Source organism: Streptomyces sp. NPDC091416 (assembly GCF_044756845.1).
Classification (GTDB): domain Bacteria; phylum Actinomycetota; class Actinomycetes; order Streptomycetales; family Streptomycetaceae; genus Streptomyces.
The window spans coordinates 83,093-100,093 of sequence record NZ_JBIVTU010000003.1; the positions used below are offsets into that span (position 1 = coordinate 83,093).

15 protein-coding genes and 2 pseudogenes are annotated in these 17,001 nt (G+C 70.4%); 10 read left to right on the top strand and 7 right to left on the bottom strand.

All coding sequences use genetic code 11. From position 1 onward, the window contains the following. Positions 1-111: 111 nt before the first annotated feature. Together ACIQMX_RS11100 and ACIQMX_RS11105 are read left to right on the top strand one after the other, a co-directional pair. Entirely contained in the window at positions 112-609 is a 498-nt protein-coding gene (locus tag ACIQMX_RS11100) for a DinB family protein (protein WP_363071976.1), read from the top strand. A 158-nt stretch (positions 610-767) separates the two neighbouring features. After that, positions 768-2,096 carry a TerD family protein gene (locus ACIQMX_RS11105; RefSeq protein WP_402476655.1) on the top strand — a complete coding sequence of 443 codons (1,329 nt, stop codon included), beginning with the start codon at positions 768-770 and terminating at the stop codon, positions 2,094-2,096. A 16-nt stretch (positions 2,097-2,112) separates the two neighbouring features. Here ACIQMX_RS11105 and ACIQMX_RS11110 read toward each other — a convergent pair whose 3' ends face one another. Next, a complete protein-coding gene (locus ACIQMX_RS11110) occupies positions 2,113-3,285 on the bottom strand; it encodes a glycosyltransferase (protein ID WP_402476658.1) in 1,173 nt (390 codons plus the stop codon). A 58-nt stretch (positions 3,286-3,343) separates the two neighbouring features. On the opposite strand from ACIQMX_RS11110, the gene ACIQMX_RS11115 reads away from it, so the two are divergent. Continuing rightward, positions 3,344-4,129 carry a glutamate racemase gene (locus ACIQMX_RS11115; protein ID WP_402476660.1) on the top strand — a complete coding sequence of 262 codons (786 nt, stop codon included), beginning with the start codon at positions 3,344-3,346 and terminating at the stop codon, positions 4,127-4,129. Between the two features lie 69 nt (positions 4,130-4,198). Further along, positions 4,199-4,762, top strand: a complete 564-nt coding sequence (locus ACIQMX_RS11120) for a hypothetical protein (RefSeq protein ID WP_363071984.1) — start codon at positions 4,199-4,201, stop codon at positions 4,760-4,762. A gap of 57 nt (positions 4,763-4,819) precedes the next feature. Here ACIQMX_RS11120 and ACIQMX_RS11125 read toward each other — a convergent pair whose 3' ends face one another. Further along, a complete protein-coding gene (locus ACIQMX_RS11125; RefSeq protein ID WP_402476664.1) occupies positions 4,820-5,896 on the bottom strand; it encodes an O-antigen ligase family protein in 1,077 nt (358 codons plus the stop codon). A gap of 194 nt (positions 5,897-6,090) precedes the next feature. Between ACIQMX_RS11125 and lnt the strand changes: the two genes are divergently transcribed. Both lnt and ACIQMX_RS11135 read left to right on the top strand, forming a co-directional pair. Further along, on the top strand, positions 6,091-7,686 hold the full coding sequence (gene lnt / locus ACIQMX_RS11130) for an apolipoprotein N-acyltransferase (RefSeq protein WP_402476667.1): 1,596 nt from the start codon (positions 6,091-6,093) through the stop codon (positions 7,684-7,686). 30 nt (positions 7,687-7,716) lie between these two features. After that, on the top strand, positions 7,717-8,199 hold the full coding sequence (locus tag ACIQMX_RS11135) for an NUDIX domain-containing protein (protein ID WP_363071990.1): 483 nt from the start codon (positions 7,717-7,719) through the stop codon (positions 8,197-8,199). 63 nt (positions 8,200-8,262) lie between these two features. Here the strand turns inward: ACIQMX_RS11135 and ACIQMX_RS11140 are convergent, their stop codons facing one another. From ACIQMX_RS11140 to ACIQMX_RS11150, 3 genes and pseudogenes are all read right to left on the bottom strand, one after another. Next, positions 8,263-9,651, bottom strand: coding sequence for an MFS transporter (locus ACIQMX_RS11140; RefSeq protein ID WP_402476670.1), 1,389 nt, complete (start codon positions 9,649-9,651; stop codon positions 8,263-8,265). Between the two features lie 903 nt (positions 9,652-10,554). Then, a pseudogene (locus ACIQMX_RS11145) lies at positions 10,555-10,779 on the bottom strand (transposase family protein); the annotation flags it as partial. 323 nt (positions 10,780-11,102) lie between these two features. Next, the gene (locus ACIQMX_RS11150; RefSeq protein ID WP_363071994.1) at positions 11,103-11,504 is read right to left on the bottom strand and encodes a tautomerase family protein; all 402 of its coding nucleotides are present in this window, start codon (positions 11,502-11,504) and stop codon (positions 11,103-11,105) included. 579 nt (positions 11,505-12,083) lie between these two features. Between ACIQMX_RS11150 and ACIQMX_RS11155 the strand changes: the two genes are divergently transcribed. Next, positions 12,084-12,899, top strand: a complete 816-nt coding sequence (locus tag ACIQMX_RS11155) for an SAM-dependent methyltransferase (RefSeq protein ID WP_363071996.1) — start codon at positions 12,084-12,086, stop codon at positions 12,897-12,899. A gap of 589 nt (positions 12,900-13,488) precedes the next feature. Then, entirely contained in the window at positions 13,489-14,349 is an 861-nt protein-coding gene (locus tag ACIQMX_RS11160; RefSeq protein ID WP_402476674.1) for a poly-gamma-glutamate hydrolase family protein, read from the top strand. Positions 14,350-14,787: 438 nt separating this feature from the next. Here the strand turns inward: ACIQMX_RS11160 and ACIQMX_RS11165 are convergent, their stop codons facing one another. Together ACIQMX_RS11165 and ACIQMX_RS11170 are read right to left on the bottom strand one after the other, a co-directional pair. Further along, positions 14,788-15,003: a hypothetical protein gene (locus ACIQMX_RS11165; protein ID WP_363072000.1), complete on the bottom strand. Its 216-nt coding sequence runs from the start codon at positions 15,001-15,003 to the stop codon at positions 14,788-14,790. A gap of 509 nt (positions 15,004-15,512) precedes the next feature. Next, a pseudogene (locus ACIQMX_RS11170) lies at positions 15,513-15,644 on the bottom strand (Rrf2 family transcriptional regulator); the annotation flags it as partial. Positions 15,645-15,668: 24 nt separating this feature from the next. On the opposite strand from ACIQMX_RS11170, the gene ACIQMX_RS11175 reads away from it, so the two are divergent. Together ACIQMX_RS11175 and ACIQMX_RS11180 are read left to right on the top strand one after the other, a co-directional pair. Further along, positions 15,669-16,124 carry a hypothetical protein gene (locus ACIQMX_RS11175; protein ID WP_363072002.1) on the top strand — a complete coding sequence of 152 codons (456 nt, stop codon included), beginning with the start codon at positions 15,669-15,671 and terminating at the stop codon, positions 16,122-16,124. A gap of 151 nt (positions 16,125-16,275) precedes the next feature. Further along, entirely contained in the window at positions 16,276-16,917 is a 642-nt protein-coding gene (locus ACIQMX_RS11180; RefSeq protein WP_402476678.1) for a maleylpyruvate isomerase N-terminal domain-containing protein, read from the top strand. Positions 16,918-17,001 lie beyond the last annotated feature (84 nt).

The following is a 17,001-nucleotide window of genomic DNA, read 5'->3' on the forward strand; positions in this document are numbered from 1 at the left end:
TCCGCCACGGAACAGAATTCCGCCGCACCCGGAACCGATTCCCACCGCCACGTCGATGTCGATGAACGGAATGGACGTGTTCCGGCGCACTCGGTATGCGATCATCACCTGATGACACGTACTGATATGCCGTCCTCCTGGGACGAGCGCACCATGCTGGCGACCTTTCTCGACTACGCGCGAGCCACGGCGATCGCCAAGTGCACGGGGGCGGAGGACACCGGAAAGGCTCCTCTTCCCGGATCGCCGCTCATGACCCTGGGCGGTCTGATCAGCCATCTTCGGTGGGTCGAATACTGGTGGGTCGAGGTGATCTTCCTCGGGGAGGAGGACCGCGGTCCCTGGACGGATGAGGACCCCGACCGCGAAATGCGTATCGGTGCGGAGATTCCTCTCGCGACCTTGGTGGAGGAATACGAGGCGCAGAGCGCGCGCTACCGCGAATTGATCGCGGCGACCGATCTGGCGACGTTGGCGAAGCGCCCCGTCAGGGACGGTATCCATGTCAGTCTGAGCTGGGTCGTCATGCATCTGATCGAGCAGACGTCCCGGCACAACGGGCATATCGATATTCTGCGTGAACTCGTCGACGGCACCGTCGGCGATTGACGGCCGAGACGATTCCTGTCCGGCCGCGGCGTCATGACGTCGGGCGGATGCGCGGGGTGCCACCGGCGGGTCCACGCGTCCGTTCCCGCACCCCTGTGGGTCTCGTGGCGGGACGGGCATTAGGTTGACCGGCAGAAGTCTCGGCAGCCGGACTCGCGATGGGGGCGAGCATGACCATGCTAAAGGGAACCAACGTTCCAGTGGCGGCTCAGGCCGTGCGCGTCGAACTGGGGTGGCGCGCCGCCCCCGGTACTCCGGACGTGGACGCCTCGGCGCTCCTTCTCCTCGGGTCCGGAAAGGTGCGCAGCGACGCGGACTTCGTCTTCTACAACCAGCCGGTCCACGCCTCCGGGGCGGTGCGTCACGAGGGCAAGCGGACCGCTGCCGGAGCGGCCACCGACACGCTCGCCGTCGATCTGGCCCGGGTGGAGCCCGCCGTCGACCGCGTGGTGCTGGCAGCCTCCGCGGACGGCGGTTCGTTCGGGCGGGTGGGCGGCCTCTACGTACGGATCACGGACGCGGCGAACGGTGCGGAACTTGCACGCTTCGACAGCACCGACGCCACGGTCGAGACCGCCTTCATCCTCGGCGAGCTCTACCGGCGCCAGGGCGCCTGGAAGTTCCGGGCCGTCGGCCAGGGATACGGGACCGGGCTCGCGGGACTCGCCACGGACTTCGGGATCTCCGTCGACGAACCGCGACAGCCCGCGCGGGCACCCCAACCGCCCCATCCGGCAACGCGGGTAGCCGCCGCCCCGCCTCCGCCGCAGTACTCCCAGCCGACGCTCGCCGCCCCGATGGCCCCGCCCGTCCCTCCGGCACCCCCGGCGCCGCCCGTCACACAGCCGGTCCGCCTCACCAAGGTGACGCTCACGAAGGACGCGCCGTCGGTCTCGCTCGCCAAGCAGGGCGGGACCTCGGGAGCCATGCGCGTCAACCTCAACTGGGAAGTGCGCAAGCAGTTCAAGGGATGGGGCAGCAAGCTCGGCAGGGCCGTCGCCCACCATGCGGACCTCGACCTCGACCTCTGCGCCCTCTACGAACTGACCGACGGCCGCAAGGGAGTGGTGCAGGCACTCGGCAACGCGTTCGGCGCTCTGCACCAGCCGCCGTACGTCCAGCTCGACGGCGACGACCGGACGGGCGCCGTCGCCTCCGGGGAGAACCTGACGATCAACCTCGACCAGAAGGCCAGGATCCGCCGTCTCCTGATCTTCGTCACCATCTACGAAGGCGCGCGGAGTTTCGCGGACCTGCACGCGACCGTCACCCTCCAGCCGCAGCACGGCGCACCGATCGACTTCTCCCTCGACGAGTGCACCGTTCCCTCGACGGTCTGCGCGCTCGCGCTCATCACGAACACGGGGAGCGACCTCACCGTGCAGCGTGAGGCCCGCTATCTCGTGCCGCAGCGCGGAGTGAGCCCGCAGCGCACCATCGACCAGGCCTACGGCTGGGGCATGAACTGGACCCCCGGCCGCAAGTAGACCCGGCCGGCGGAGGTCACTGATCCGGTGCGGCCTCGGGACGGGCGTACGTACGCCCCTTCCAGGCCGCACCCCGGCCGCGGTAGTGCCGCACCGCGGAATCGACCGTCATCAGCAGATACAGCAGCGCGGTGAACGGCAGCAGCGGGGCGAGCCACAGCGACTGCCGGTAGTACCCCAGCACCGGCATGTACGTCCCGGCCATCACGGCCCACGCCGCGCCCCCGGCCCACGCGGCCGGGGCATCGCCGGCCACCAGCCCCGCCACGAGCGCCACGGGCGGCGCCAGGTAGATCAGCGCGAGGCCGAGCACCGTACCGAGCAGCACCAGCGGATTGTGCCGCAGCTGGGCGTACGCGCTCCGCGAGACCATGCGCCACAGGTCGGCCAGGCACGGATACGGCCGCACGCTGTCCACCCGGTCAGCCAGCCCCAGCCAGATCCGGCCCCCGCTGCCCTGCACCGCCCGGGCCAGGGACACGTCGTCGATCACCGCCTGCCGGATCGATTCCGGCACCCGCGCCCGAACCGCGGCCTCGGTCCGCAGCAGCACACAGCCGCCCGCAGCTGCCGCCGTCCGCGCCCCCGCCCGGTTCACCCACCGGAACGGGTAGAGCTGGGAGAAGAAGTAGACGAAGGCGGGCACGACCAGCCGTTCCCAGACGCTCTCCACCCGCAGCCGCGCCATCTGCGAGACCAGATCGAAGCCGCCCGACCCGGCGGCCGCCACCAGCTCCCGCAGACTGTCCGGCTCGTGCGCGATATCGGCGTCCGTGAGCAGCAGGTACTCCGGCTCCCGTGACCGGGCCAGCGCGATCCCGTGCCGGAGGGCCCAGAGCTTGCCCGTCCAGCCGGGCTCGGGCTCCCCGGGTGACACGACGGTGACCGGCAGCCCCGCGCAGCGCACGGACAGCTCGCGGGCGAGAGCGCCGGTGCCGTCCTTGCTGCAGTCGTCCACCAGGAAGATCTCCGCGTGTCCCGGGTAGTCCTGCGCCAGCAGTGAAGGCAGGCTCACCGGAAGCATGTCGGCCTCGTCACGCGCCGGCACGACGATGGCGACCGAGGGCCAGTGTGCCGGGGCCGCGCGGCTCGGCAGCCGCTGGTCGGTCCGCCAGAAGAACCCCTGGCCCAGCAACAGCCACACCCACGCGACAAGCGAACCCACGGCGATCCAGGCAACGGCGCTCATTGGCCGAAGTCTGCCCCACTGAGCGGGGACCGCAAGGGTGGTCGACTATGGTGACCGGGTGAAGATCGCGCTCATGGACTCCGGAATCGGCCTGCTCGCCGCCGCCGCCGCAGTACGCCGGCTGAGGCCGGACGCCGATCTGGTGCTCTCCTCCGACCCCGCCAGCATGCCCTGGGGGCCCCGGACGCCCGAAGACGTCGCGGCACGCGCCCTCGCCGTCGCCCGGGCCGCCGCGGAGCACCGGCCCGACGCGCTGATCGTCGCCTGCAACACGGCGTCCGTCCACGCGCTGGCCACGCTCCGTGCGGAGCTGGAGCCCGCACTGCCGGTCATCGGCACCGTGCCCGCGATCAAGCCGGCCGCCGCGGCCGGGGGCCGGGTCGCGATCTGGGCCACCCCGCTCACCACCGGCAGCCCCTACCAGCGGGGACTGATCCGCGACTTCGCCGGGTCCGCGGACGTCACCGAGGTGCCCTGCCCCGGACTGGCCGACGCCGTGGAGTACGCGGACGAGGCAGGCATTGACCAGGCTCTGGCCGAGGCCGCCGCGCTCACCCCGCCCGATGTGCAGACCGTCGTGCTGGGCTGCACCCACTACGAGCTGGTCGCCGAACGCATCCGCGCGGCGGTCCAGCAGCCCGGCCGGCCACCCGTCGTCCTGCACGGCTCCGCGGGCGCCGTCGCCGCCCAGGCCCTGCGCCGGGTCGGGGCCGAACCCGCTCCGTCGGCCGAACGCTCCGGCGGGCTCGTCGTCCTCCTCGGCGGACGTCCGTCCGAGCTCCCGCAACCCGCCCTGGCCTACGTCGAAGGGCGTGGGCTGGCCGCCGTCGGCTCCGCCCGCTGACCGTCCGGCGACCCGACGGGAGCCGTTGGCCCCGTCCCCTCGCGCGGATTCTTCAGTACGCTGCTGGGCATGGAGGACCACCCCCGGAAACCGGCGCGAACCGGTGCCGACACTCACACCGCCGTCTGGACCGGCCGGGCCACCAACAGGACCCAGTGGGTACTCGCGGCCGCCGGTGCCGCCTGTCTGGCGCTGGGCATCCAGCTCGCCGTCAGCTCCAACTGGACCTCCGGCATCGCCCCGCTGCTGATGGCGGTCATCGGCTGTGTGGCGGCCGGACTGCTCATGCTGTTCGGCACGCTGGCCTTCGTGAACGTGGCGGTCCGCGTCGACGGCGACGCCCTCGAAGTGCGCTGCGGCCACATGGGCCTGCCCCGCCGCCGGATCCTGCTCACCCATGTGGTGGGAGCGGAGTTCGTCCCCCGGGTCACCCCCCGCCAGTGGGGAGGCTGGGGCTACCGCTGGCGCCCCGAGCAGGGCACGGCCGTGGTCGTGCGCCGGGGCGAGGGGCTGGTGCTCAGGCTCGGCGACGGCCGGACCTTCACGGTCACGGTCGACGACGCGGAGGCGGGCGTCCGGTTCATCCGCGAACGCCTGCACCTGCCGTCCACGGGCGCTCCGGCCGGGGCCTGACCCACCCGCCCGCGAGACGGTCCGCGGGTACCCCCGCCCGGCCCGCCCGCGGGAGCTTCACAGCCCTGCCGGGCCGGCCTGCGCTTCCTGCGCGGCCGTCCCGTCGTCGCGCCGGCCGCCCGCTCCGATCGGCCGCCTGGCCGATGCCAGTCCGGCGAGGAGCCCCGCCCCCGCCGTCACCGGAGTGAAGCTCAGGGCGTTGCCGACACTCGCCAGCACCGCCAGTGCCGTGAGCGCGGCCCCGGCGGTCAGAGCGACCGCCGTGCTGCGCGGCGAACGCCACAGTACGTACAGCAGCCAGCCGAACGCGGCCCCCAGCAGCACCACTCCCACCAGCCCCTGCTCGGCCGCCTGCTGCAGAGCGGCCGAGTGCGGCCTGCCGTCCGAGCCGAGCGTCTGCTGCGCGGTGGGGCTCAGCTCGGCGAAGCGGTCGGGACCGATGCCGAGAACCGGGTGCTGAGCCGCCAGCCGCGCGGCGTCGCCCCACAGCTGCACCCGGTTGGCGGTCAGCGGGCCCTCCAGGGAGACGGTGAGGCCGTCGGGCAGCACGTCCTCGGCCACCGCCCACGTCAACCCCACCGCCAGGCCGGCAGCCAGCGCAAGACCCGCGAGACCGAGCAGCCGGCTGCGCATCCTGGCCGCCGCCAGGGAGCAGAGCAGAACGCCGGCCGCCGCTGCGAACCCGGCGACGGAGCCGAGCCCCAGCGCGGCACAGGCCGTGCCCAGAGCCAGCAGCCGCAGTGTGAACCGCAGCGAGTCCCGGCGGGCGGCGGCCGCCGCGCAGCAGGCCGCTCCGGTGGCCAGGACCAGTAACGCGGCGGACGCGCCGGTGTGCCCGGGCGCGGTCTCCGCGGTGGCCGTGGCGCCGGGCATGCCATGGCGCCAGACCAGGGCCATGAGGAGAGCGGACAGGGCGGCGACGCTCGCTGCGGCCACCGGCAGCAGCGTGCCGCAGATGCGCCCGCAGGCGAAACCCGCCGCGACGGCGAGCAGCGCCAGCAGCACTCCTTCGGGACGGGTCTCGCGTCCGGCCGCGCTGATCAGCGACCAGATCGCACAGACGGCAAGGATCAGCGCCCCGGCGGCATCGGACACATTGCCGTCCTCGGCCCCCCGCGCTGCAGGTGCAGCCATCACGTCCGCCCCCCGGCCTGTGACCCGTCCCGTCCGCGAGGGCCGGATCCGGCCCGGTCGGCGGGGGACTGGCGCACAGATTAACGGCCACGGCGGTCATCTGTGTACAGATCGGAGAAACGATCCGGCAGTGCATGTTCCGTCACCGGGGCGGGGCTCCCCGGTCCACGGCCCGCCACCGTAGACTCCGCCGGGTGAGCACCACCATCGCCCAGGTCGGCGACCCGCAGATGCCCGACTCCGCCCCCCGGGCCCGCCGCCTGCTGCCGCGCCTCGCCCGGCCCGCCGCAGCCGTGCTCTCCGGAGTGCTGCTGTACGCGAGCTTCCCGCCCCGGCCGCTGTGGTGGCTGGTTCTGCCCGGCTTCGCCCTGCTCGGCTGGGTGCTGTTCGAGCGCAGGTTCCGCGCCGCGTTCGGTCTCGGCCTGCTCGCCGGGCTCGGCTTCATGCTGCCCCTGCTGCACTGGACGGGCGAAGAGGTCGGGCCGGTGCCGTGGCTGGCCCTCGCCGCGGCCGAGGCGCTGTTCATCGCCGTGGGCTGCATCGGCATCTCCGCCGTGTCCCGGCTCGCCGGATGGCCGCTCTGGGCGGCCGCGGTCTGGACGCTCGACGAGGCGCTCCGCGCCCGGGTGCCGTTCGGCGGTTTCCCCTGGGGCAAGATCGCGTTCGGGCAGGCCGACAGCGTGTTCCTGCCGCTCGCGGCGCTGGGCGGCACCCCGCTCCTGTCCTTCGCCGTGGTGCTGTGCGGCTTCGGCCTCTTCGAGGCGGTCCGCCGCTTCCGTATCCACCGCACGACGGGCGAACTGTCCCGGATCGCCGCCGCCGCGACCGCCGCCGCCGTCCTCGTCCCCGTCGCCGCGGCCCTTGCGTCGCTGCCGCTGGTGGACGACTCGGCCGAGGACGGCACCGCGACCGTCGCGGCGATCCAGGGCAACGTGCCGAGGCTCGGCCTCGACTTCAACTCCCAGCGCCGGGCCGTCCTGGACAACCACGCCAACCGCACCGAGCAGCTCGCCCTGGACGTGAAGGCGGGCAAGGTCCCGCAGCCCGACTTCGTCCTGTGGCCGGAGAACTCCTCCGACCTCGACCCCTACCGCAACGCCGACGCGAGGATCGTCATCGACGACGCGGTGAAGGCGATCGGTGTGCCGACCGTGGTCGGCGCGGTCGTCGAACCCGACACCGGCAACCTGCGCAACACCCTCATCCAGTGGGACCCGGACAAGGGGCCCGTGGCCACGTACGACAAGCGCCACATCCAGCCGTTCGGCGAGTACATGCCGATGCGGTCGTTCGTACGCATCTTCAGCTCGGACGTCGACCGGGTGCAGCGGGACTTCGGTCCGGGCAAGAAGGTCGGCGTCTTCGACCTGTCGGGCACCGCCGTCGGGCTGGTCACCTGCTACGAGGCCGCGTTCGACGACGCGGTGCGCGACACAGTCGAGCACGGTGCCCAGATGATCGCCGTGCCCAGCAACAACGCCACCTTCGGCCGCAGCGAGATGACCTACCAGCAGCTCGCCATGTCCCGGGTACGCGCGGTCGAGCACAGCCGCTCCGTGGTCGTCCCGGTCACCAGCGGCGTCAGCGCGGTAATCCGCCCGGACGGCACCGTCGTCAAGAAGACGAAGATGTTCACGCCGGACGCCTTGGTGGACGAGGTGCCGCTGCGCTCCTCGCTGACCCCGGCGACCCGGATGGGCCCGCTCCCCGAGGGCCTGCTCGTTCTGCTCGCGGTGACCGGCCTCGGCTGGGTGGCGGTGCGGGCGGTACGTGCCCGGCGTGCTCGCTGAGCGGGTCCGCACGCCACGTAGGGTCGGGGCATGGCCACTCCTGACTTCATCCGCGAGATCCGCGCCACGGCGGGTCAACAGTTGCTCCTGCTGCCCGGCGTCACCGCCGTCGTCTTCGACGACGAGGGCAGAGTGCTGCTCGGCCGGCGCGCCGACACCGGCGAGTGGTCGGTGATCGGAGGCATCGCCGAGCCCGGCGAGCAGCCCGCGACCACGGCCGAGCGTGAGGTGTACGAGGAGACGGGCGTGCACTGTGTGGCGGAGCGGGTGGTCCTCACCCAGGCCCTGCCGGCCATGCAGTACGAGAACGGCGACCGCTGCCAGTACCTGGACATCACCTTCCGCTGCCGAGCCACCGGCGGCACGGCCCGGGTCAACGACGACGAGTCGCTGGAGGTGGGCTGGTTCCACGTCGACGCGCTGCCCCCGCTGCCCGAGTTCGCGCTCTTCCGGATCAAGCAGTCGATGACCGACGGCCCCACCTGGTTCGAGCCTTCCACCGCGCAGGCGTGACGGAGGGCCGGGCGGCCCGCGAACGGCCCGCCCGGCCCGGTACCGCCCACGGCGGTTCGGACGCTACTTGCCCGTGCGCACGGCGTCTGCCGGCTGCTTCGCCGACGCGTCCTGCGCGTTGGCCGGGTCCACGTCGGCCAGGTCCCGGTGCCGGGTCTCCTTGGCGCACACGACGGCCAGCACCGTGATGAGCGCTGCGGCGATCACGTACAGCGCGATGGGCGTCGAGCTGTCGTAGTCGGCGAGCAGCGCGGTGGCGATGAGCGGCGCCGGGGCGCCGGCCGCGACGGACGAGAACTGGGCGCCGATCGACGCACCCGAGTACCGCATCCGGGTCGCGAACAGCTCGGAGAAGAAGGCCGCCTGCGGTGCGTACATCGCCCCGTGGAAGAACAGGCCGACCGTGACGGCGAGGAGCAGGCTCGCGAAGCTGCGGCTGTCGATCAGCGCGAAGAACGGGAACATCCAGAGCCCCACGCCGACAGCGCCGACCAGGTAGACCGGCCTGCGTCCCACCCGGTCCGACAGCGTGCCCCACAGCGGAATGACGGCGAAGTGGATCGCCGACGCGATGAGGACGGCGTTGAGTGCCGTCTGCTTGCTCAGATCGGCCGCTGTCGTCGCGTAGACGAGGATGAACGCGGTGATGACGTAGTAGCTGATGTTCTCCGCCATCCTGGCGCCCATGGCGATCAGCACGTCGCGCCAGTGGTGCCGCAGCACGGCCACGACCGGCATCCTCTCCGTCGCCCCGGAGGCCGACCTGCGCTCCTCGGCCCGGGCCAGGGCGGCCTTGAACAGCGGCGACTCGTCGACGGACAGACGAATCCACAGCCCGATGATCACCAGCACCCCGGAGAGCAGGAACGGGATGCGCCAGCCCCAGGCCTCGAAGGCCGAGTCCGACATGAGCGCGGTCAGCGCGGAGAGCACTCCGGTGGCGAGCAGCTGCCCGGCCGGCGCCCCGGTCTGCGGCCATGAGGCCCAGAACCCGCGGCGCTCGGCGTCCCCGTGCTCCGACACCAGCAGAACGGCTCCGCCCCACTCGCCGCCGAGGGCGAAGCCCTGCACCAGCCGCAGGACGGTGAGCAGGACCGGAGCGGCCACCCCGACGGTGGCGTGCGTCGGCAGGAGCCCGATCGCGAAAGTGGCCCCGCCCATCATCAGCAGGCTGAGCACCAGCAGCTTCTTGCGCCCGAGCCGGTCGCCGTAGTGCCCGAAGACCAGTGCGCCGATCGGCCGGGCGGCGAAGCCGACCGCATACGTGAGGAAGGACAGCAGGGTTCCGACCAGCGGCTCGGAGTCCGGGAAGAACAGCTTGTTGAAGACCAGGGCGGCCGCTGATCCGTACAGAAAGAAGTCGTACCACTCGATGGTGGTGCCGATGAGGCTGGCGGCGACGATGCGGCGGAGGTTGGAGGCGGGTGGGGGAGCGGATGCTGGGGCGGCCATGGGTACCACTTCCGGGCGGTTGGCGGGGACGGGGACGTGTCGCCACACCGTAGGAAGGGGCAGGTCAGGCGCGTATGTGGTGGGGCACCATAGTTCGGGTGGCGGGGGTGCGGGCGGGCGCTACGGGGTCGTGATCGGGAGCTGAATTGGTCGCGTGAGGCGGGCCTGGACCGCGCTGTCCGAGTTGCACTATTCGCCATGGTTCAGTCGGGCGGTGCTGACTCCCGTGCTGACTGAAAGCGCACGTCATCACCTGTGCTCACCCCTCCCGTGCTGACTTGGTGCTGACTACGCTGCGTTGCGATCGGGCAATTGGGACTAAAGGGTTGTCCGCACGTGCGGCGTGCCGTGGCCGGAGACCGGCTCGATGGGGTCAGGGCCACAGCCGACGGGAGTGGATCGTTCGATGGCGACGTACGATCGACTGGCTGAGTGGGTCGGTCTGGGGCGTGTCGTGCGAGCCGGACGGGACGTTGTGGCCGGCTGGTGGGTCCCGGGCTCCATGAGTAACTCGTTGAGGTGGGCATCCCGGTAGGTCTGCGCCTCAAGGGCGAGCCGGAACGGCCCCCGCTGTTCAAACGATTGCGGCAGATCATCGAGTCGGTCAATGAGGCCTTCCGGGGGCAACCTCGAACGACGCCGAGGCCGCACCAGGCGGCGTGGTCGCCCGTGTCATGCAGCGCATCCTCGCGCTGACCGCAGCTATCTGGTACAGCGACCGCAACGGGCGGCTCGTCCTACGCTCACCGACCGCTTTCGACCACTGACGCGGAATCGATCATCTACGGCGGGCGGCTGGAGCTTTCATGTCAAGGGGACCTTGAAGCTCGGTTGGCGGCAGCCGAAGAAGTGCTGGCAGGAAGCATCGGCTGGAATGGCGTGTAAGCCGCCCATCGTGGTCGGGGAGATCCCGAAGAGCGGGGCGAGTTGGCGCATCGTGAGGTTGGTCCGGTAGTAGACGGCCACCAGGAGGACCCGGTCCGCCAGGGGCAGGCACCACGGGCGCCCTCCACCGGGACCGTTTCCTCCCCGCTCCCGTACTACCTTCACCAACTTCTCGAACCGGCCCATCCGCAAGCCGGTGAACGTCTCCACCCACAACGGCTCAGCCCGCAACACCCCACCCATACAAGAGGAATGCCCTATCCCAGACGTTCTGCAACAACCTTTAGCCCTGGTGACATGAACTCACGGCCGCATTCCACCGACTGGCCGCACTGCCCCGCCCCGCCAGGTGACCCGCCGCCCCCGCCCACCTCGACTCAAGGACCTCGGAGAACCCGAGCCCGCGTCGAACCCTCACCATGCCCACCGGCCGACCCAGCCTCAAACAACACATCGCTCAGCCGCCCAGCAACCCCAACTGAAACGGCGAGGCTACGTGCTCTCAGCGCCACCGGCTTCGAGGAAGCTCACTGGGCTCGACCAGGTCAAGGCCGAGGTTGAACGCGTCAGTTGCCTTCGTCTTCGCTTTGCAGGTACTGAGCAACGCCATCGCCCAGGGACCAGTCCGCATGCGAGTTCTCCGTCAGCACAATGAACATGTTGCGCGGTTCGACCCCCGCGTATGCCTCCGCAAGTTCGGATATGCGTTGATACAACGCCTGCTTCTGGGTATCTGGGCGGCCGGCCCGCAGCGTGATGGCCACGTACACGATGCCGTCGTCGCGGGGAACACCGAGATAGGTGCCGTGGCGCAGCACCCCGTGCTGCCCGTCATGACCAGTCAGGATCTGGAAACGGTCCTCGTCAGGGAAGCCCATCGTCTCGCCGAGCGCCTCGTGGGCGGCCCGCCCAAGGGCCTTCAAGCGCTCCGTGTCGCAGTGCATGGCGTCGATGCGGACGAGTGGCATGACAGGGTCTCCCAAGGTCGGTCTGCGGTGGTGCGTAGCAGCCACTGTACATACCGGTAGGTACAGAAGGATGGGCGTCCTCGCCCCGAGGTTGTCACCGAAGGTTCGCGTCGGTGTCATCGTTCGCTCAGTCCGGCTTATGACGTGACTGCGTCGCCGGCGGCGTACGCCAACGACTGGCCCCCGGTCGTTGCCGACTGCGCTTCTCACCCCAGGGCGTGCCGGTCCGCTGTGCTTCCCGGGCCGAGTGCTGCGCGCTCTCACGTCTCAGGGTGCCGGGACGCCCTGCTCCCCGGCCGCGCGCTCGTCCTGTCCCCCTGCGCGGTGGGTGCGCTCCGCGCTCCATGTCGGGACCGCCCGGCCAAGCGGGATGACGCACGGAATACAGTGCGGGAGAACGGGCCCCCGGACCCACTCCCAGCCCATGTGCAGGCCCGAGCCGGGCGCGGCTGCGAGGTGAGGAGTCGGGCCGAAGCGACCCGGGAGCAAGGGTGGGTTCGCACTACACAGTATGTTCAAATGGCTCTGGTCAGAGCGTTGTTGTATGAACCGAACGTGCCATCGTGTGAAGGAGATCGTGTGTTCCCCAACGGGTCGTTCGAACAGGGAAAGCCGCACCCGGCGCGTGTCTACGACAGCCTCCTCGGCGGCAAGGACAACTACCCGGTGGACCAAGCCGTCGCGGAAGGCATAGCCCAGCGCTGGCCGGAAATCCAGCGCAGTGCGCAGCAGAACCGGGCATGGATGGCGCGCGCTGTACGGCACATGGTGAAAGAGGGCGGTGTCACACAGTTCCTGGACATCGGCACCGGCATCCCCACCCGGCCCAACCTGCACGAGATCGCTCAAGGCATGGTGCCCTCGGCTCGGATCGTCTACGTGGACAACGACCCCGTGGTGTTGCGGCACGCCGAGGCGCTGCTCACCCCGATATCCCCCGAGGGCCGATCGACCTACCTGCAAGCCGACCTGCGTGACCCGCGCGCGGTACTGGAATCGCCTGAGGTGACCGAGACACTCGACATGACACGTCCGGTGGGCCTGGTCCTGGCCGCGATCATGCACTTCCTCGACGACGACGAGGACCCGGCGGGCGTACTGAAGGTTCTCGTGGACGCTCTTCCGGACGGCTCGTATGTCGCGTTGTCTCATGCCTGCGGTGACGCGGATCCGGTCAGGGCAGCGCAGGCATCGGAGTTCTACCGTCAGAACAAGGTCTCCAAGCCCGTGGTGCTGCGCACACAGAAGCAGATCGAGGAATTCTTCACGGGATTGGAACTGCTGGAGCCGGGTGTAGTGACCGTCGACCGCTGGCGCCCGGGCGCATCGGTGTCCGAGGGGCCTGACGACATGGGGTTCCGTGGCGGCGTGGGCCTGAAGCGCGGAGCTGCGTGAGGTGTGAAGGGCGTCGCCGAACGACGGTTGGGGTTGTGGGGGCCTGTCGGCACACGCCCCGCCGCGCCTCAGCGGCCTCCATCGCCCGCACCCGTACGGTCCGCTCGGACGCGGCTGCCCGTGCCCGTCCGGAGGGATGCAGACCACGACCGACGTCGCCGCTGAGCCGGCAGAGCGCATCGAGTGCGGAGACAGAGACAGGAGTCCGGGAAACCGGAGCGCGTGATCCTTACGGGTGACAGGAAGGTCGGACCCGGTGGCAGGGTTCGGAGATCTGATCGGATCCGTTCGGACCAGCAGCGAAGGCAGGCCGCTCTCTGCCGCCGTCCGCACAGTGATCCTCATGCATCGAGCCTACGGCCTGATCAGCGACCGGGGTGCCTCCAGCCCGTAACCCTCAGCTGAGCCGCGAGCCCTATGCCCGCCTCCCGCCTGCACACATCAGTCGTTAGAGTTCCGCCCATCGGACGGGGGTCCGGCTCCTGGTTCGCGCCATCGTGTGGCAATGGTCGGCCCTCCCGCTACCGTGCCGGGAATCCGGCGTCGTACACATCCGCGAGCCGGCCCGAACAGCACTTAAGGAACAATGATGTCCCAGTCCCACGCCAGTCGCAGGACCGTCCTGGCCACCCTCGTGGCCGCAGCTGCGGGTGGCCCGCTCCTGACCGGCCTCGCCGCGACTCCGGCCGCCGCTGCCGGCGGGGACACGTACACCTCGAACTCGGACCTGTACACGAAGGCGGTCGAGGGCCAGGACTTCGCCCGCCGGTTCAAGCGGCACGAGGCCTTCGACAACGACAAGGCCACCACCCCACTTCCCCGTCTGACCAGTGTGCTGGCCATCCACGGCGGCGGAATCGAAATGGGCACGTCCGAACTCTGCCTGGGCATAGCGGGTTACCGGCCCGACACCCTTGCCCCCGTCACGGCGGGCGCCCCGGTGCACGACTACTGGATGCTCGAGGGCATGCGCACTTCCAACAACGGCGAGCTGCACGTCACCGCGTCGCACTGTGACGACCCGGTCGCCCGGTCCATGGCCGCGGGCAGCGCCAACGTCCTCAGCCTGCACGGCTGCACCGCGACTCAGGCCGGTGCGCCCACGAGCCGGCCCGAAGCTGTCGTGGTCGGTGGTCTCAACACCCGTTTCCGCCAGTTGCTGTCCACGAAGCTGAGCGACGCGGGATTCCAGGTACTCAAGGGCGACCCGGACGACATCAACGGTGACCTGCCGGAGAACATCTGCAACCGCACTCTGACGGGCGAAGGCGGCGGCCAGCTGGAGATCACCACCGAACTCCGTCAGAGCCTGTTCGGCAACTTCTCCGGTGCGGGCAACCGTGCGGCCACCACCAACGCGGACTTCTGGAAGTTCACCAATGCCTGCCGTGACGCGATCGCGGCGATGGAGACCGAGCAGCGGGCGCGCGAGAGCCTCTTCGTCTACTGAGAAGTAGCCATGGGGCGAACCGTCCTGGTCCTTCCCCGCGGCCGGGGAAGGACCAGGACCCGCGGCAGCTCACCCACAACGCTGCGCCGGCCATCGCGACGGCGGAGGGCTGATGGCCCCGGCCCCGCGAGGAAGCGGCCTTCCTGCACAGGCGTCAGCTGAGACGGCCGGCTCGCACGGCGTCAGGGCTCATCCGAGTATCGAACCTGGTCGACAGTCCGGCCTTGCACCCACCAGTTCTCCGCAGCGGCTTCCAGAACAGCCCGCCAAGCGGCACCTCCGACGCCGGCCAGCCCCACACCCTGACCTCCGTCACCGTCAACAACGGCACCGCGAAGACCTTCACCTACGACGAGCAGGGCAACACCACCAAGCGCTACAGCCCCAGAGGCGCCGCTCAGAGCCTCACCTGGGACACCGAAGGAGAACTCACCCGCCTCACCGAAGACACAGACGTCGTCCACGGCGAGGCAGTGCTCCGCGCTCAGGCCCTGTCGCGGCTCGTGCATCCCCTTGAGGAAGAGGGCGACGCGGATGGCGAGCTGCGCCCGTACCTGACGGACTTGTTGGGCTGGCCGTGGCCTCGTCGAGACGGCCTGCGCTGTCGTAGCCGTAGTCCTCGACCCTGCCGTCCAGGGCGGTCACTGCCGTCAAGCGGTCGTCGGTGTAGCCGTAGCTGATGGATCGCCCGTCCGCCAGTAGTCAAGAGTCGCCGAACGGCTGGCCTCGTCCGTAATTCGTGTTGGCCTCCCAGCGGTATACGCCAGGCTCAAACCCCGACCCCTACTGTCCCGGCAACAGACCGCAGACCGATCCTGGCTTGGCGGACGTGAGCACCGAGGCGGTTGATAGGGACGGGGACGTGTCGCCACACCGTAGGAAGGGCCAGGTCAGGGGCGTATGTGGCGGGACGCCATAGTTCGGGTCGCCGGCGTGCGGGCCGCGCCACGGGGAGGGGCCGCGCGCCCGTTTCCGCTCGGCCCTCCCGGCGTCGCTCAACCCGTCGCCACGCGTATCTCGCGGTCCAGAGCTACCGGAGCCGAGCGGCCGCCTTCGGCCGAGCGGTGCCGACACCACCCAGTCGAGTCCAGCCGCTGCGCCCGCATCCGGCGTTCGTGCAGACGTCCCAGGAGAGTTCGATGATCACTTCCGATACACCCGAATCGGAAGGCGTCGTCGGGGCCCTCGATGGCGGTGACCACGTCCATGAGCGTGATGCGCTCGGGGAGCCCGGCCAGCCGGAACCCGCCCCGGGCCATGGGCGTCGAGCTCAGGATGCCGGCCCTGACCAGCGCCAGGTGCAACAGCACGCTAGTGCCGTGGAGTCCCCCTGCTCCATGCGGCGGTGCGTCTCGGCGGCGGCACTCGGCGGGAGCCTCTCGATTGGCCGGGGCGCGGTCGGCCTGCCAAGGCTCAGCCAGTGGACGTTGTTGCCCCGGACGCTCTCCGCCTTTCCGCCCGGCACTTCGACGACCTGCCAGCCGGATCAGTACACGACCGGAAACCTCATCAATCGCGAGCATGCCGAGCCGGCCGCCGCGCGGGCGAACGAGATGGACGCCGGCACCGTCGACCGGGAGTTGCCCATCGGGTGCGAGGTGATCGAGCAGTGGCAGCGCAGAGGCTGGAGCGAGTGCGATCCGCCGATCGGCATCGAGCGGGCGGCCGCCCTGCCGGTCCGCGCCAAGGGCCCCAGGGATTCGGGGAGTCGTTGCTCCATCGACGTGGTGAGCATCGGTTCACGGGCGGCGACCTCGTCGGGTGGTCCTCGGTAGGGCGCGCATGGTCGATGCGCTCCGGTACCTCGCGGACGACGACTGGGCTGACGCCTGGGCTCGACCCCGATCGCTTGTTCATATTCTGGTCAATGGCTCCACCATGTGGACGGCTCGGGAGTGGCGATCCAGGTGTGGGCAAGATGCTCGCATGACTGAGGAGATACGCAAGGCATACCTGCTGGGCGCCGAGCGGGCTGTGCGTCTGCTGGCCACGGAAGAGGTGGCGCGTTGCTGGGACAAGGAGTCAGTACTGCCGGGGATGACGGTGGGTGGACTGGCCGGCCACCTTGCGCGCAGCGTCCTGCAGGTCGAATGGTTTCTCGATGGCGAGATTTCCGGCGCGGATCCGGTATCGCCGGTGCGCTACTACGCGAGGCTCGTCGGCACGTCATTGCCCGACTCCGCACTCAACGTCGGCGTGCGTGCACGGAGCGAGGAGACGGCGACCGCCGGCCCCGCCGCCGTGGCTGAGCAGGCACGCGCTGCGTGGCAGAGGCTGGCACAACGGCTGGGCCGGGAGCCGGCCGATCGGCGAGTGGCCGTCCTCCACCGGCCCGGAGAGGAAATGCTGCTCGACGGCTACCTCCAAACCCGGTGCGTCGAGCTGGCAGTGCACCTGGATGACCTGGTTCTGAGCGTGGGCGCCCAGGACCAGACGCCCGAACCCACCCTTGCCATTGCAGTAGATGTCCTTGTCGCAGCCGCCCGTGACCGGCACGGCGATCAGGCCGTGCTGCATGCGCTCGCCAGGCGTGAACGTGACGCCGACCAGGCTTTGCGCGTGCTGTGAGTGGCGGCTGTCGTTTCCGGACTTGAGCGGAGCGCGCCGAGGCCCTGTTCCGGCCCGGGCTGCAGGCCGGTGCTCAGCGCGGTC

Coding starts and splice junctions, on each gene's coding strand:
- ACIQMX_RS11135 (WP_363071990.1), top strand. CDS start 7,717: ATGGCCACTCCTGACTTCATCCGCGAGATCCGCGCCACGGCGGGTCAA.
- ACIQMX_RS11150 (WP_363071994.1), bottom strand. CDS start 11,504: ATGCCACTCGTCCGCATCGACGCCATGCACTGCGACACGGAGCGCTTG.
- ACIQMX_RS11100 (WP_363071976.1), top strand. CDS start 112: ATGACACGTACTGATATGCCGTCCTCCTGGGACGAGCGCACCATGCTG.
- ACIQMX_RS11110 (WP_402476658.1), bottom strand. CDS start 3,285: ATGAGCGCCGTTGCCTGGATCGCCGTGGGTTCGCTTGTCGCGTGGGTG.
- ACIQMX_RS11160 (WP_402476674.1), top strand. CDS start 13,489: ATGTCCCAGTCCCACGCCAGTCGCAGGACCGTCCTGGCCACCCTCGTG.
- ACIQMX_RS11180 (WP_402476678.1), top strand. CDS start 16,276: ATGACTGAGGAGATACGCAAGGCATACCTGCTGGGCGCCGAGCGGGCT.
- ACIQMX_RS11125 (WP_402476664.1), bottom strand. CDS start 5,896: ATGGCTGCACCTGCAGCGCGGGGGGCCGAGGACGGCAATGTGTCCGAT.
- ACIQMX_RS11105 (WP_402476655.1), top strand. CDS start 768: ATGGGGGCGAGCATGACCATGCTAAAGGGAACCAACGTTCCAGTGGCG.
- ACIQMX_RS11140 (WP_402476670.1), bottom strand. CDS start 9,651: ATGGCCGCCCCAGCATCCGCTCCCCCACCCGCCTCCAACCTCCGCCGC.
- ACIQMX_RS11120 (WP_363071984.1), top strand. CDS start 4,199: ATGGAGGACCACCCCCGGAAACCGGCGCGAACCGGTGCCGACACTCAC.